The sequence below is a fragment of the Paenibacillus sp. FSL F4-0087 genome, from assembly GCF_038020215.1.
In the GTDB taxonomy this organism is placed as follows: Bacteria; Bacillota; Bacilli; order Paenibacillales; family Paenibacillaceae; genus Paenibacillus; species Paenibacillus taichungensis.
Map to the genome: position 1 here is coordinate 2,824,858 of NZ_JBBODJ010000001.1, position 15,930 is coordinate 2,840,787.

Sequence of the window (15,930 nt, forward strand, 5' to 3'; positions counted from 1 at the left end):
ATGGGCGGCGAAATGTTATTCGACCGGATTCCCCCACAGAACCTGGAAGCCGAACAGGCCGTGCTGGGTGCAATCCTGTTGCAGGGCGAAGCCCTGATTACAGCGATGGAACGGGTGCAAACCGAGGATTTCTATGATAAACCCCATCAATTAATTTTTGAAGCGATGATCCAGCTTGGCGAGGGAAACCAACCGATTGACCTCGTGACACTGACTTCGCTGCTGAAGGATAAAGGCGAGCTCGAGGACATCGGCGGCGTCAGTTATCTGGCCAAGCTGGCTCATGGTGTTCCGACTGCCGCGAACGTGGATTATTACGCTCAGATTATCGAAGAGAAATCCATGCTGCGTCGCCTGATTCGTACAGCTACGCAAATTGTGAGTGAAGGATACACGGGTGGTGAGGATGTCGCGGCTATGCTTGGAGAAGCAGAGCGGCGCATTCTGGAGATTTCCAACCGACGTTCCAGTAGCGGTTTTATAGCCATTCAGGATGTACTGATGGAAGTATTCGACCGCGTGGAGACGCTGCATCAGAACCGGGGAACGACGACGGGTATTCCGTCAGGTTTCATCGATCTGGATAAGATGACCGCCGGATTCCAGCGTAGTGACTTGATTATTGTAGCTGCACGTCCATCTGTAGGTAAGACCGCCTTTGCTCTGAATATCGCTCAGAATGTAGCCATTCGAGCGCAGGAGACGGTTGCGATATTCAGTTTGGAGATGTCAGCGGCACAGCTCGTACAGCGTATGATCTGTGCCGAGGCCAATCTGGATGCGGGTGTCATGCGTATGGGTGACTTCAAAGGTGATGAAGATTGGCAGAAGCTGACGATGGGCATTGCAGCCTTGAATGAAGCAAACATCTACATTGACGATACGCCAGGGATTACTGTAGCTGACATTCGTGCGAAATGCCGTCGTCTCAAGAAAGAGAAAGGCCTTGGCATGATTCTGATCGACTACCTTCAACTGATTAGTGGACGTGGTAAAGCCGGCGAGAACCGTCAACAAGAGGTATCCGAGATTTCGCGTACACTGAAACAGATTGGTCGGGAATTGGAAGTTCCGGTTATTGCCTTGTCTCAGCTGAGCCGGGGTGTAGAGCAGCGTCAGGATAAACGTCCGATGATGAGTGACTTGCGGGAATCGGGTTCGATCGAGCAAGATGCCGACATCGTTGCGTTCCTGTACCGGGATGACTACTATAACCAGGAGACCGAGAAGAAAAACATTATCGAGATTATTATCGCCAAACAGCGTAATGGTCCGGTAGGCACGGTGGAACTGGTCTTCCTGAAAAACTTTAATAAATTCGTTAACTACGAGCGGGCACATAATGATGCCTTTGCCATGTAGGGGACAGGCACAGACTGCTTCGGTAGGGAAGTGAAATCGTCTGTCCCCGACATCAATCATTAGATCATATGAACTCATAAATACGTTGTGAATACGACATATAGCGTTGGATTTAAACGCGTAGCGTATAACCGGGGTTAGCCGTCAAGCAAGATTTGACTGGCTTCGCCGGTTTTTTGCGTCGCAATATAGAGTCAATTCCGAACATTAGAGTTTGACTATATCTAATTGTTCGCCATTTGATTTGACTTTGAAAAAAGGGACTGGTACACTAGTACTGCTGCGTTAAAGCAGCGAAAACCTTCCCTTGGATGTAAACCGAGGGGGATTTTCACTGTCCGTTAGCACGCTTCTCCGCTGGTAATTTCACTTTAAATTCCTGCCGAGATAGAGGACGGACAGACCAATACAAAGGTGCGCAAGGCACCCACGGAGGTATGTACTATGTCAACGGTAGTTGTAGTGGGAACGCAATGGGGAGACGAAGGTAAAGGCAAGATTACGGATTATTTGGCGGAATCCGCAGATGTGGTTGCTCGTTACCAAGGCGGTAACAATGCAGGACACACGATTCTGATCGATAACAAAAAATATAAATTGACGATGATCCCATCGGGTATCTTCTACACAGATAAAGCATGTGTAATTGGTAACGGTATGGTTATCAACCCGAAGGCACTCATCGAAGAAATTAACTATATTCATGACAATGACTTTACGACCAAAAACCTGTCCATCAGCGAACGCGCACACATCATCCTGCCATATCACATGGTATTGGATGCATTGGAAGAAGAGAGCAAAGGCCCGAACAAAATCGGTACAACAGGCAAGGGAATTGGCCCATGTTACATGGACAAATCAGCCCGTATCGGTATTCGTATGGTTGATCTGCTGGATGCGGAAGAGTTCGAACTGAAACTGCGTCATTTGGTAAAAGAAAAAAACCGTGTAATCGAGCAAGTCTATGGTGGCGAGCCTGTAGATGTAGAAGAAATTCTGAAAGATTACCTGGGATATGCAGAAATTCTGCGTCCTTATGTGCGTGATACATCAGTGGTGCTCAACGAATACATCGATGAGGACAAAAAAGTATTGTTCGAAGGTGCACAAGGCGTTATGTTGGATCTTGACCAAGGTACTTATCCATTCGTTACTTCATCCAATCCGTCTGCAGGCGGCGTATGTATCGGTTCTGGCGTAGGCCCAGCTCGTATTCAACAGGTTATCGGTGTGGCTAAAGCCTATACAACACGTGTAGGAGATGGTCCTTTCCCGACAGAGCTGCATGATGCAGTTGGTGACCAAATTCGTGAGACTGGACATGAGTACGGTACTGTAACTGGACGTCCGCGTCGTGTCGGTTGGTTCGACAGTGTTGTTGTTCGCCACGCTCGTCGTGTCAGCGGAATTACGGGTCTGTCCCTGAACTCCCTGGATGTAATGACAGGTCTGGAAACGGTGAAAATCTGCACAGGATACAAATTCCGCGGCGAGGTTATCACTCACTATCCGGCAAGCCTGAAAATGCTGGCAGAATGTGAAGCGGTATACGAAGAGCTTCCAGGCTGGAGCGAAGATATCACAGCAGCGAAGAAGCTGGAAGACCTGCCTGTGAACACACAGAACTATGTGAAGCGTGTGTCCGAACTGACAGGCATTCCAATCGCTATCTTCTCTGTAGGTCGTAACCGTGAGCAAACGAATCAGGTTCTTCCTATCTACGAATAAGCAGCTAGGTTAACTCGGCTATACGAAGTTGAACGTTCATCTAAATGATATGCCTATATAGGCATCATAGAGCCCCAGTTATCGCTTAAATAGCGATGGCTGGGGTTTTTCGCACGCCTTCCTGATATAATCCCCGGATTTCCGTCAATACTGGTTAACAGTAGACTCATAGATCCTGAAACATTGAATGTGATATGGGGTCGGAAAACGGAGGGAGAGAACGGGAATGAAGTTGCTTCAATGGTTCATTAAAATATTGCTTACCGTGATGCTGGTCAGTTCATTGACCCTGCTGACAACCGGATTAATCGTTCAGTCATATGTAAAATCGCTGCTGGCGAGTTTCAATATTCAGTGGGAAGGGCAGCCTATGGGGTTAACGGCCATGTTTCAGGGGGCATTAGGTGGTAAGTCCGGTGAAGAGAAGAAGCCGGGAACGGGCACGACAGATCAGCCAGCAGGTGCGGAGGAGGAACACGTTCCAGAAGATGCGATATCTGTCATGGGCAATGGAACAGAAAGCGGAGAAACAGGCGCGAATACAGGCAACAGCTCAGGACAGGGTACGGGATCAGACGAGGGTCAAGGAGCAGGCTCAGGAACGGACTCCTCCGCTACGGGATCAAATCCAGGGGGCAGCTCAGCCGCGGGAACAGACGCAGATGCTGGTACAAATGCCGGTACCGATTCTGGGACAACAACTGGCAACAATACAGCATCCGGCAACGGAACAGGTACGAACTCCACTGGTACGGCTTCTTCAGGGAATGATGAGATTGTAGTATCTCCGGATGACATCACAGGCAAGAAAGACAAGCTGCCGTTGGAGGAAAAAGAAAAGATTTTCAGCCTGCTGATGAACAAGCTGCCTCAGAAAGAGATGCAGCAAATTTCAGGCGCCATGGAAGGCGGCTTAACGGAACAGGAGTTGCGTGATATTGAGCAGGTGATCTCCAAGTATCTGACGAGCGAAGAATATGATAATCTGATGGAAGTCCTTCAGGCGGAATAGACCAAGTTCATATAGGGTGAGATCCGTAGGTCTGCTACCCTTTGATGAATATTCAAAAAGGGGATCGAGAGATCGAATTCTGAAAGTTAAATGTAGAATCAATTTATTTATTCAAGCCATTTGGAAAATGAAATAAAAGCAGAATTTGGTTAGCATATAATCTAGCCCATATGAGGCACTCTATAGCAAGAGTTCAACGAAATCCCTCACCAGAGTTGATCTGGCGAGGGATTTCAGTTTGTATTTTTATGAAAAAGAAAACACATTTCAGTGGGTCTTAGAACCTAGTCTTAAAAAATGATCAAAAGTACATAGTATACCTGAAGTAGAGGCGTTATGGGGAAGGGTTCTGTTTTGCCATCTTATGGATAATACAGGAAAACCAAGCGTGGCGCGGCTTTTCGCTATGACGTGTACAGTTGAAATGAGTGTAAAACCTGTGTTAAAGTATACGGGTGTGATAAAAGGTTAAAATTTTGACACTTTTACGAGCGCAGCTAAAGTCCTGATTTTCGGACACCCGAATACAAATATCGACAAGCATGGGACAGACACATTGGGTGATGTCTTGACAGAAATGCGAACTGAGAAGTGCTGAAAAGGAGAGAATCATGAAAGGTTTCAGAGGCATACGCCAACCGGGCAAGAACCGGGAACACGAACAATCCGGGGAACACCGGACGGCCGAAGACAAAAACAACATGAGCATGTCCAACTTCAGTAGTAACAAAAAGCGCGTTCTGGCCTCGCGCAAATGGATCATAACAGCAGCATGCGGTTTATTCATCGCTGCATCGATCGGATTCGCAGGCAAACAATACGTTGCTGCAAACACCGTCCCATATTATAAAGTGATGGTTAAAGGAAATGAGATTGGCACCATCACGGATGAGACGCAATTACAGAAATTATTTGCAGACAAAACCGAGGAATTCCAAAATAAATATCCAGAAGCAGAAATGGTGCTGAACACAGACGGCATCACGACCGAAACCATTAAAGCATACAAGCCCGTAGTGAACAGCGATGAGACGCTGGACAAGCTCGGCGATATGCTTACCGCCTATGCCAAGGGTGTAGAGCTCAAGGTAGACGGTGAAGTAATCGGCATTGTGAAGGACCAGGCTACAGCAGATGCGATTCTGGAACAAGTGCAGAACAAGTACATATCGGCATCGGCTGTGCGCAGTTCGCTCAAGACGAAGTCGGTATCGGCAAACTCAACGAAGAAAGCCGACGGGCCGAGTACTACGCTGAAGTCGGTGGGCATCAAGGAAGATGTAGCGACAGATGTAGTGAAGGCTGACCCAAACAAAATATGGGATGTGTCCGAGGCGGTTGAAGCTTTAACCGTTGGTAAAGACGCGCCTGTAACTTATGTCGTGCGTGAAGGAGATACGATTTCTTCCATTGCTGCCAAATACGAAATTACGCAAAGCGAGATTCGCAAACATAACCCGGGCATTAAAGAAACGTCGCTGCAAATTGGGGACGAGCTTACACTGACGGTGCCAAAACCAGCCGTTACTGTTAAATCGGTAGAGCAGGTGGTAGAACAGATTGAGATCAAGCCACAAGTGGAAGTACGCAAAAGTGCTGAGCTCAAAGCAGGTACAACCAAAGTGGTGCGTCCAGGTCAAAGTGGTCTGAAAAGCATGCAATATCGGATAACGAAGGAAAATGGTGAAGTCGTTCAGGAGGAATGGCTTGGTCAGGAAGTCATCAAGGCAGCAGTTACTGAAGTGGTCCTTAGTGGAACCAAAGTGGTCGGTGAAGGTACAGGTGAATTTGCTTGGCCGGTATCCAACGCTACGATGAGCAGCAGCTTTGGACAACGCTGGGGTCGCCAGCACAAAGGTGTCGATCTTGTCGGTAACCGGGACGTGAAAGCGTCTGATGAGGGCGTGATTACTTTTGCAGGACAGAAGAGTGGTTATGGCAATGTTATTATTATTAACCATCGTAATGGATACGAAACACTTTATGGGCACTTGAACAGCATTGGTGTTAAGGTTGGACAAGTCGTCGAAAAAGGTGAGAGCATCGGCGTGATGGGCAATACGGGCCGTTCGACCGGAACTCATCTGCATTTCGAGATTATCAAGAACGGGACGGTGGAAAATCCGTTGACATACTTGAACTAGTTATATCGCAATCCAGGGCAAGGTTGGCACAAGATGCTGGCCTTGTTTTTTGCTGCTGTAAAAATTTTTCAGTTTGGGCTGCACATTGGCCCTGATCGGGATGTGACGGTGCTTCAGGTATGTTAAACTATAGACTATAGGCAACAAGCCATATGATATAGACTATACTCAATGAAATCGTAGAAACACAATTTATATAAGTTGAATAAGAGAGATAGACCGCTCAGGCGGATCAAGCAGGATATAGGGGTGAAGACAGCCGATGCAGGGGAAGATTTTGGTGGTGGACGATGAACAGCCCATTGCGGACATTCTGAAGTTTAATTTGGAAAAAGAGGGGTACGAGGTCATCTGCGCTTTTGATGGCATTCGTGCGGTTGAATTGGCGTTATCCGAGAAGCCGGATCTGATGCTGCTGGACCTGATGCTGCCAGGTAAGGATGGTATGGATGTGTGCCGCGAGGTGCGTGCCCATCTGGAGATGCCGATCATTATGCTGACCGCAAAGGATGGCGAGATCGACAAGGTGCTCGGTCTGGAACTGGGCGCGGATGATTACGTGACGAAACCTTTCAGTACGCGCGAGCTGCTCGCCCGGGTGAAAGCACAGATGCGCAGACGGCAGAAGCCTGCCATTACGGCTGAAGCGCCGGAAGACGAAGAGAAACAGGTCATGCGTTTATTTGATCTGGCGTTTGATATGGACATGTATACAGCTTACAAAGGTGGCGAACCGCTGGATCTGACCCACCGTGAGTACGAACTTCTCTATTATATGGCGAAGCATTCCGGTAAGGTCATGACACGTGAACATCTGCTGCAGGCGGTATGGGGATATGAATATTTCGGGGATGTGCGTACCGTTGATGTTACGATTCGTCGTCTGCGTGAGAAGATTGAGGAGAACCCGAGCAAACCGGAAACGATTCTGACTCGCCGCGGGCTGGGTTATCTCGTGCGCAGTCCCAAAAGCGTGGGGATATAATGGGGCGTTTCTCGCGATTTTCGTTCTTTCGAACGATTCAGGCGAAACTGATTATTATCTATGTACTGCTGATTCTGATTGCGATGCAATTGATCGGCGTTTATTTTGTGAGTGCGATGAAGAACTCGTTGACCAGCAACTTCACTGAGGATTTGCAGGCGCGGGCTGAGATGCTCTCTGTGCTAGTAGGGGAGACGATGGCTGGTGGGGAAGCTGAGGCTGGTGAGGACAAAACGGAAAATCTGCGTGTGTTGGTTAACAACCTGTTCAACATTAACGGCGCCGAGATTCAGGTGCTGGATGCCAGCGGGAAAGTGCTGACCACCTCGCTCAGTTCCCACTCAGACTATGTTGGGCGCAAAAACACCCAAACCGTTGTCAGCCGTGCGCTGCAAGGCATTCGGGACAATGAGGAATATATCGTGGACGAGGATAATGTTCGCAAAAAGGTCGTTGCCAAGCCGGTGCTGTCCGGCGGCAAGATTATCGGCGCGGTCTACATCGCCGCCTCGATGAATGAGTTATATGCCACAATGGAGGGCATTAACAAGATTTTTATCTCCGGCATTTTGATTGCTTTGGTATTAACTGCAGTGCTCGGTGTCATTCTGTCACATACGATTACGCAGCCGATCAAGGAAGTCACCCGAAGGGCGACGGCAGTCGCGGAAGGCAACTTTGATCAGCAGACCCCTGTATTCGGAACGGATGAGATTGGGCAGCTCAGTCGGGCGTTCAACTATATGACCAGCAGATTGCGAGATGCACTCTCCCAGAACGAAGAGGAGAAAGAGAAGCTCACGTCCATTCTGACCAATATGAGCGATGGCGTGGTCGCAACGGACGAATATGGCAAAGTCATTCTGGTGAACCGCCGTGCCAGCAGCATTCTGGGCATGCGTCCGGCGGACATTGAGGGACGACACTTTGCCGTATTGCTCGGCATTGATCCGGAAGATGCAGAAGCGTTAGCCAGTGGTTTTACAGGCTCGACGCTGCTCCAGATTGCGCCTGCGGGACAAGAAGATCCCGTTGTCATCCGCATGACGTTTACACCGGTTCATCGTCGTGAGCTAGGCATTACCGGCACGATCGCTGTGCTTCAAGATGTTACGGAGCAGGAAGAACTGGAAGCATCACGACGTGAATTCGTGGCGAATGTCTCTCATGAGCTGCGTACACCGCTGACTACCATTAAGAGCTACGCAGAAGCGCTGGATGATGGAGCTCTGGAAGATCCGCAGCTCGCTGGACGATTCGTTGGGGTAATCCAGAATGAGACCGAGCGTATGATTCGCTTGGTTACGGATTTGCTGCATCTGTCCAGACTCGATTCCAAGGAAGCGATGCTGCGCAAACAGCCAACTGACATCATGGAGATGTTGGAAGAAGTGTCAGATCGTTTTTCGTTCCAGATGCATCAGAAGGATATTCAACCTGTGCTTTCTGTGGAGAACGGAATTCCAGCAGTTCCGCTGGATCGCGACCAAATTGATCAGGTGCTTGATAATGTCGTGTCCAACGCGCTGAAATATACGCTCGAAGGCGGCACGATTACAATTGCAGCCAGACGCAATGATGATCATACTCTCGCCATATCAGTGACCGATACGGGGATGGGGATTCCACAGCGAGATCTGGACCGCATTTTTGAGCGGTTTTATCGGGTAGATAAGGCTCGTTCCCGCAGTATGGGCGGCACAGGGCTTGGGTTATCCATTGCCCGGGAAATTGTGAAGGCCCATGACGGTAATATCTCACTGGAGTCCGAGGTGGACGTGGGGACGACGGTAACGTTCACACTGCCTATGCGTGAGGAAGGAGGTGAGCACCTTGAAAGAGCGGATTAAATCTTTGGTGCTTGCTTCCCTCGTCGTTGCCAGTTTGGTACAAAGTTACTTCTTAATCTATCGTTTGCCCGGTGGTGGCGATTCGATTGTGACGTCAGAGACGAACTATGTGAAAACCGAGAATATGGGCCAGGAGCGCAATATTGAAGATTTAATTTTCCCGGATCAGATGGTTATTCATCTGGGAGAGGACAAACATACGGTGTTTTATCCGGGCAATACGTTCTATCAGTTGATTTATTCACGATTGCAAGGACGTACGTTTGATGATTTCCAGCGTCGGAGCGTGCAATCGGTCAACTGGGATCAGATTCGTAAGGAGAATCCTGGCTTTGAGCTGTCATTCAAAGAAGGCATCCCTGTAGCGTTGTTACAGCGCGTGATGCGGCTAGGTACAGATTCCCTCTTCCAAGGGGAAACGATTAATCGGATCTCGATCTATACCGCCAAAAATGAAACAAAGGCTCACGCACTGTTCTTCAGCGCCAAAGGCGATGTGGTATATGAGGCGACGCAGGCGGATCTGACAGTACAGGACGTGCAGCAGCATGTCGACTTCGGCAGCAGCTGGACACCTTATACGCTGATGGACGGCGGATATTATATCCCGGCAGAAGCACTGGAGACGATTGAGGCTGACGTGCCTACAGGCCAGTTCACTGTCGAACAAATGCAGCGCAGCCTATTCTTTGATCCAAGCATGACCCGAAACATTCGGGAAAAGGATGGATCGGAGATCTATACAGACAGTAAGCGCAGTCTGCAAGTGAAGCAAGAACAGCGCTGGATTAGCTACACCGATCCGGCGGCACCGCCTGCGGGACAGATTGACGCAGCGAAGGATGCGCTGTCCGCAGTTGATTTTGTGAATCAGCATGGTGGCTGGAAAGGTCGTTCGCGCATGATGCTGGATACAACCGATACGAAGACGAAACTTCAGTTCCAGCAATATTACAGCAGCTTCCCGATTATGGACTCAATGCAGTTCAGGTTCGGCACAATCAGCATGGAGATGCAGCAGGAGACGGTATCCAGCTATGAGCGTTCGCTCGAATATCTGAACGAAGGTGCGGAGACGAAGAAATCGGTCACCCTGCCCGGTGGGGACAAGCTGAAGGCGCTCATCCAGAAGGTGGCGGGTACCAACCGTAAGGTCGTAGACGTGTATCCGGCGTACCGTCCATCCAGCATCGAGGATGGGCTGAAGCTCATCCCGGTGTGGGTAATCCGCTTCGGAAACGGGGAGGAAACCACCGTTTCTTGATGGGTTATAGGATATGAAGACATTTGATATCCGGGCGAGGTTTAGAATCACACGTTAACGGAGGGGGCAGAAATAACCTGAAGAAGCGAAGCGCTCGCCTTTATCTCCGGATTTCTCCCTTGGGAAAAGGGAATCAAGAAATCTGGGGATAACAGCGATCGGAAGGTTGTTCTGACCACGGAGTGGTAAGTGTGATAGTAGTCGTATTTATCAAATGATGGAGGTGGATGTTTTGGATTGGGGACGGGCGAAAAATGTGTTGATCTATGCCTTCCTGCTGCTCAATCTGGTGCTGGGATACCAGATCTGGATGGATGCGCGGGAGACGGCCGGAGCCAATCTGGACTTCACCTCGCTGGCGGAAAATACACAACAGGCGATGGAGGAGAAGGGCATTCAGGTGCTGGCTCCTATTCCAAATGAGACGCCGAAGCTGCCGAAACTGTCGTATGAGTTCATTGAAGATAACAAGACAGGCATTGATGTTGAATTGGAAAATACCGAGGACAGCAAGCTGATCTTCTCGCAAAGCGAGCTGGAGGATGCACTACAGGACGAGATTCCCCAGATCGGTACGTATCGATGGGATCAGCTGATGGCGGAGGATGGGGCATTTGTGCTGCATCCGTTGGTGGATGGCAAATGGCCGCTCTTCAATGTTAGTCTGGAGCTATTCTACAGCGATCAGAAAATTACGGGTTACCGTCAGACTCCGGTGCGGATTACGACAGCGGAGGAAAGCGATCAGCAGGTGCTTCCGGCGTCGAAGGCGCTGGGTACGCTGATCGAGAACTTTTTGCCAAATGATGCGATTGTGAAAGATATTCAGTTGGGCTATTACGGCCAGTTGTTCAATTCAGATATGCAGGTGGCGATGCCGGCATGGCGGTTCGTGCTGGAAAGTGGCGAAGTGTTGTACGTGCAGGGCATCAGTGGGGATGTATTCAGTCCCAAGACAGACAAACCAGGGGAGTAATGCGTTATGGGGATTTATTTTACCGTGTTATCCAGCGGTTCGACAGGGAATGCCACGGTTATACAGCATGGGGGCACGTCCCTCATGATTGATGCAGGTCTTAGTGCGAAGCGGCTGGAGGCATTGTTTCTGGAACGGGAGATTTCGGGAACAGAGCTGGACGGGATTCTGGTTACACATGAACATTCCGATCACATTAAAGGACTAGGCGCGATGTCTCGGAAATATAATTTACCAATCTATGCAAATACCAATACGTGGGCGGCCCTGGAGAAGTCCGTTGGGGCGATTCCAGAGGAAAACCGGAGGGTGTTTGAGACGGGAGAAAAGCATGATTTTGGCTCCCTGCGCGTGGAATCCTTCGGCATCTCCCATGATGCGGCGGAACCGGTAGGGTACACATTCGATGATGGAAGTGAGAAGTTGTCCGTCGCGACGGATCTCGGATATATGAGCGACAAGGTTCGCGATGCGATCTCGGATTCGGATGTACTTGTGCTGGAGGCGAATCATGATGTCGAATTGCTGCGCATGGGGCGGTATCCATGGAACACCAAGCGCCGCATTCTGAGCGACATTGGGCATTTGTCGAACGAAGCGGCGGGAGCTGCGCTTAGTGAACTAATGAACGGACGCATCAAGCGCACGTATCTGGCACATTTGAGCCGGGATCATAATATGATGGACTTGGCGAAAATGACCGTACGTGATGCGATGGAGAGCCGTGGTTGCTTTTATCGGGATCATGAGTTCAAGCTCTGTGATACGTATTATGATCGGCCTACGCCATGGGATAGGGTGGGTGAGCCATAAAGCTGTCGAGTTCGGTAGCTTTGCGCTCCACTTCCTCGCGGGTCAGAATGCCTTTGTCGACGAGCAGTTCAATAATCGTGCTTAGGGCAAGGGTATTGCGGTAATGTTCTTCCTTGAGATCGGCCAGCTTGGCCGCCATATGAACTTCATCCATGGCTGTGAGTGTACGCGTGCGATCCATAATGTGAATCCTCCTTCTATGAAGCTTCGAATTGTCTTTTACTATTATTGTAGTCAGGCTTGATGGAAAACATTCCTCTTTTTGCCGCTATAATTACACGTAAGGGACGTGTATGCTGAACCAGGGGCCGCATTTTGCTTAAGAAGATGAAAAAGTTCACGGGAATAGGCAAAATTGCGCTTAGCGAACTGGATTTTGTGGTGATAGATACTATGGACCTTTATTGTTAAGCGCGTTATAGCGGAAATTTCCGTTAATCTTCGTAATTATGCAACTTTTTAAGATTTGGCGTGTTTAGTATATAAGGAGCTTTTATAGTAGAGGCTGTTTTGCGCGCAAAAAGGCATGTCGTAGAATGCGAGAGCATTTCTGATAGAGTCACAGGCAGAATGGGATATTCGTTCTGTTGTACATAGACGCTTCATTCCGAGTTAATGGGAATGGCAGCGATATGCAAAACGATTATTAAAACATGCAAGAAAGCATGGAAAACCGTTGGGGTCTTCACGTAACGGAGACGGCAGAAGGAACCTGAAGAAACGGAGTGCTCGCCTTTATGAACAAATTTTTACCTTATTATAGGGTAATCAATAAAATTTGTGAGTAACAGCGATCGGAAGGTTCGTCTGCCGGCGGAGTGGGCTATGTGAGAACACCATCGTTGGCCATGCCAAAACGATCGGGCGGCAGTCAGGGTCTTGATGCGTGACAACGAAGGGGAGAGGATCACGATGGGATTGTTTGGAGACGATTTTTATTCAACCAAAGTATCAAGACGCGCCGAACCTGAACAGAAAGGTAAACTTCAGATCATTCGCCCTGGAGGCAGGGGCAGAGGACGGGACCGCTGGCAGAATCCACGCAAGTCACGCTCGGGCTTTAGCTCCACGGTCAAGGTAGCCGTGATCAGTTCGGTAATCAGCTCCATCGTGACCGTTACGCTGTTCAGCTTTATCATGCAGCCTGCATCATTACCTCTGGCGAACGCTGCAGGGAACGGCGGAGGCGGTACACAGACAGCGCAGGCGGCTGATCCGTATGACCGGATTATCCAGGCAGCGGCGAAGGTTCGCCCTTCCGTGGTGAGCATCGTGAACCATAAGACGGGCAGCAGCCTGTCGATGGAGGATTCCGCGCTGGGATCAGGCGTCATTTTCAAGAAGGAAGATGGCAAAGCCTACATCATGACCAACCATCACGTCGTGGAAGGCGCGAGTGATCTGGAGATTGTAACGGTGGATGGGGAAACGCATAAGGCGAAGCTGGTGGGCAAAGACCGGGTGAGTGACATTGCGGTATTGTCTGTGCAAGATGATAAGGGCATCGGTCCGGCCGCAGAACTTGGTGATTCCAGCAAACTTCAGCGCGGTCAAACGGTGCTGGCGATCGGTAATCCGCTCGGCCTTGGTGGCACACTGACATCCGGTATTGTGAGTTACACAGATCGGATCTTGCCGGTATCCATTAATCAGGATGGTGTGTACGACTGGGAACAAAACGTGATTCAGACGGATGCGGCGATTAACGAAGGCAACAGTGGCGGGGCGTTGGCCGATCTTAACGGCAAATTGGTCGGCATCAACACGATGAAGATCTCGGATACAGGCGTTGAAGGCCTCGGCTTTGCGATTCCGATGAATGAAGTGATGAAAACAGTCGATTCCCTGCTGCTGAATGGCAAAGTATCTCGTCCATATCTGGGTGTGTATACTGTCGATCTGAGCAATCCGTACGCCCCACTGGATGACGAGCAGCGTAAAGACTTGAAGCTGCCATCCCACGTGGACAGCGGTGTGGTTGTACTGGAAGCGTCCGGTCCAGCATCCGAAGCGGGCATGAAGCTGAATGATGTCATTACGGAATTTGATGGGCAAAAAATTACCTCTACGCTTGATTTGCGGAAATATCTGTACGATAAGAAGAAGATCGGCGATACGATTGAAATCACCTTTTACCGGGATGGCAACGCTGAGAAGGTGTCGGTGAAGCTCACGGATAAACCGGAGTAAGAGAATTGCTCTCATGTGCATGGCACACAGAAACAGGGTAATAAAAGAGAGTCGATCAACTCGTTGATCCGCTCTTTTTTATTGCACTAATCTTGATTTACATATAAACCAAATTCATAAGGTTACAGGGGGGATTTTGTCGTTTCCCAATGATAGGTTAGGACCAGAGCCAAAGTCTCTGTTATAGAGGGTTTCATTTATGGTAAACTGTTGGGAATGTGTTGGTGATGGGCGGCTGTGCGAGTAACATCTGTTTGTCGATCTGTATTCTCAATCTGGATTGGAAGGGGTTAATTCAATGAAACGTTTGACGAAAACCATGTTGGGGGGAACAGGCCTGGTATCTGCGCTGTTTGTTTTGTCCGCATGTACTTCTGAGGTGTCCCCGTCAGGGACTGCTGATGTTAGTGGTTTACAGGAGAAGATTACAGGTTTGGAGAAGAAGCTTGCGGACCAGAGTGAGAAGAATAGTGAGCAGAACAAAAAGATCGCGGATCTGGAGAAAAAGCTGGAGGAGCTGAGCACCACCGTGATTGCGGTGAATGAGCCTGGCGGTAAAGCACCTGTTGGCTCGGGAAACAACGGATCGGCTGGAAAGGGCGATGGGGTGCTGATTACGTTTGCCCAGTATGAAAAGCTTGAGGTCGGCATGGCGGTGGAGGAAGTTATCGATATCCTTGGCGGCGAAGGCGAGGCATTGAGCGAAGCGGAAAATATGGTGGTCTACAACTATAAGGGCACCGGGGGTTCGGGAGCCAATGCAGTAATCGCATTCCAGGGCGGCAAGCTGCTGACGAAGGCGCAGTCGGGGCTGGAGTAAGACCGATATCCATTGAGTATGGATTTGAATACAATCGGACGATGGATTTCATATGTGTGGTAATCTGAATAGTAACGAATGAGTGGGATAGATTCGGAATTTGGAGAAGTGTTACTTTGGGATGCCAACGGGGTGTCGAGAAGTGACGCTTTTTTGGTTTTTTTTGTGCTGAAATGAGAGGATTGACGGAAGTTGGACACGATAAATGGGGGCTAGGGGTTTCTTTTCCGCGGCAGGTGTGATAGAACAGAGAAGTGGCTATCCTGTATGGATAAGCGGTTGTGAATCGGGAGCATAGCTGGATACAGAAAGGATGCTTGAACGGATGTACGTTGTATGCAAAGAACACGTGGACATCGCCATTGACATGTTTGTTGATGAGTATGAGGACGCTCCGGATATCGTTGATCTGAAGGAGACGGAATTTGCCGATTGGGACCCGCCTGCGAAGTGCGCCGAGTGCGAACAAAAGGCCGAGTATCTGGTCGTCTAGCGTACTGTGTAGGCATCCGCAGTTGGTGCGTCTGTCATGGATGCACTCGCTCGCCTGCCATCCGGTATGAACATCACAGGTAAGGAGCAAAGAGAGCGTGTCGGAGCGCTCTTTTTGTGTTTTTGGCGTGTTTTGCCTGTAATAGCGTGTCTCGGATTCTTTAGATTTTAAAGGAGCCGTAATGAGGCTGGATAAGGTGTGTGGAGTTCGTTAGCTTTAATTATTGGAACAAACGATGCGTTGTAGATAGCATCTTACTTATAGATTATCTCGCAGGACGATTAGGAGGA

General features: G+C 49.3%; 13 protein-coding genes. 12 read left to right on the forward strand and 1 reads right to left on the reverse strand.

Annotation, left to right across the window (positions count from 1 at the left end; translation table 11 throughout):
- The 9 genes from dnaB (at position 1) to MHB84_RS13290 (ending at position 12,137) form a co-directional block, all read left to right on the forward strand.
- Positions 1-1,362: a replicative DNA helicase gene (gene dnaB, locus MHB84_RS13250; RefSeq protein WP_062327745.1), complete on the forward strand. Its 1,362-nt coding sequence runs from the start codon at positions 1-3 to the stop codon at positions 1,360-1,362.
- 444 nt (positions 1,363-1,806) lie between these two features.
- The gene (locus tag MHB84_RS13255) at positions 1,807-3,093 is read left to right on the forward strand and encodes an adenylosuccinate synthase (RefSeq protein WP_076287194.1); all 1,287 of its coding nucleotides are present in this window, start codon (positions 1,807-1,809) and stop codon (positions 3,091-3,093) included.
- Between the two features lie 226 nt (positions 3,094-3,319).
- Complete coding sequence (locus MHB84_RS13260; protein WP_076287195.1) at positions 3,320-4,105, forward strand: hypothetical protein; 786 nt, start codon at positions 3,320-3,322, stop codon at positions 4,103-4,105.
- Between the two features lie 611 nt (positions 4,106-4,716).
- Positions 4,717-6,249 (forward strand): peptidoglycan DD-metalloendopeptidase family protein, encoded by a 1,533-nt coding sequence (locus MHB84_RS13265; RefSeq protein WP_076287196.1) that lies wholly within the window; start codon positions 4,717-4,719, stop codon positions 6,247-6,249.
- A gap of 262 nt (positions 6,250-6,511) precedes the next feature.
- Positions 6,512-7,234 carry a response regulator YycF gene (gene yycF / locus MHB84_RS13270; protein WP_062327757.1) on the forward strand — a complete coding sequence of 241 codons (723 nt, stop codon included), beginning with the start codon at positions 6,512-6,514 and terminating at the stop codon, positions 7,232-7,234.
- On the forward strand, positions 7,234-9,084 hold the full coding sequence (walK, locus tag MHB84_RS13275) for a cell wall metabolism sensor histidine kinase WalK (RefSeq protein WP_076287197.1): 1,851 nt from the start codon (positions 7,234-7,236) through the stop codon (positions 9,082-9,084). Before yycF ends, walK begins: the two co-directional genes overlap by 1 nt.
- The gene (locus MHB84_RS13280; protein WP_076287198.1) at positions 9,068-10,348 is read left to right on the forward strand and encodes a YycH family regulatory protein; all 1,281 of its coding nucleotides are present in this window, start codon (positions 9,068-9,070) and stop codon (positions 10,346-10,348) included. The genes walK and MHB84_RS13280 overlap by 17 nt, the downstream gene beginning before the upstream one ends.
- A 232-nt stretch (positions 10,349-10,580) precedes the next feature.
- Complete coding sequence (yycI, locus tag MHB84_RS13285) at positions 10,581-11,324, forward strand: two-component system regulatory protein YycI (RefSeq protein WP_076287199.1); 744 nt, start codon at positions 10,581-10,583, stop codon at positions 11,322-11,324.
- Positions 11,325-11,330: 6 nt separating this feature from the next.
- Positions 11,331-12,137 carry an MBL fold metallo-hydrolase gene (locus MHB84_RS13290; protein ID WP_062327768.1) on the forward strand — a complete coding sequence of 269 codons (807 nt, stop codon included), beginning with the start codon at positions 11,331-11,333 and terminating at the stop codon, positions 12,135-12,137.
- On the opposite strand, the gene MHB84_RS13295 is transcribed toward MHB84_RS13290, so the two are convergent.
- Positions 12,106-12,318 carry a hypothetical protein gene (locus MHB84_RS13295; protein ID WP_053781978.1) on the reverse strand — a complete coding sequence of 71 codons (213 nt, stop codon included), beginning with the start codon at positions 12,316-12,318 and terminating at the stop codon, positions 12,106-12,108. The genes MHB84_RS13290 and MHB84_RS13295 overlap by 32 nt on opposite strands.
- A gap of 731 nt (positions 12,319-13,049) precedes the next feature.
- Here MHB84_RS13295 and MHB84_RS13300 point away from each other — a divergent pair.
- The 3 genes from MHB84_RS13300 (at position 13,050) to MHB84_RS13310 (ending at position 15,640) form a co-directional block, all read left to right on the forward strand.
- Entirely contained in the window at positions 13,050-14,327 is a 1,278-nt protein-coding gene (locus MHB84_RS13300) for a S1C family serine protease (protein ID WP_063567361.1), read from the forward strand.
- 298 nt (positions 14,328-14,625) lie between these two features.
- On the forward strand, positions 14,626-15,147 hold the full coding sequence (locus MHB84_RS13305; protein WP_240342994.1) for a hypothetical protein: 522 nt from the start codon (positions 14,626-14,628) through the stop codon (positions 15,145-15,147).
- 325 nt (positions 15,148-15,472) lie between these two features.
- On the forward strand, positions 15,473-15,640 hold the full coding sequence (locus MHB84_RS13310; protein ID WP_063870633.1) for a CxxH/CxxC protein: 168 nt from the start codon (positions 15,473-15,475) through the stop codon (positions 15,638-15,640).
- Positions 15,641-15,930: the final 290 nt, after the last annotated feature.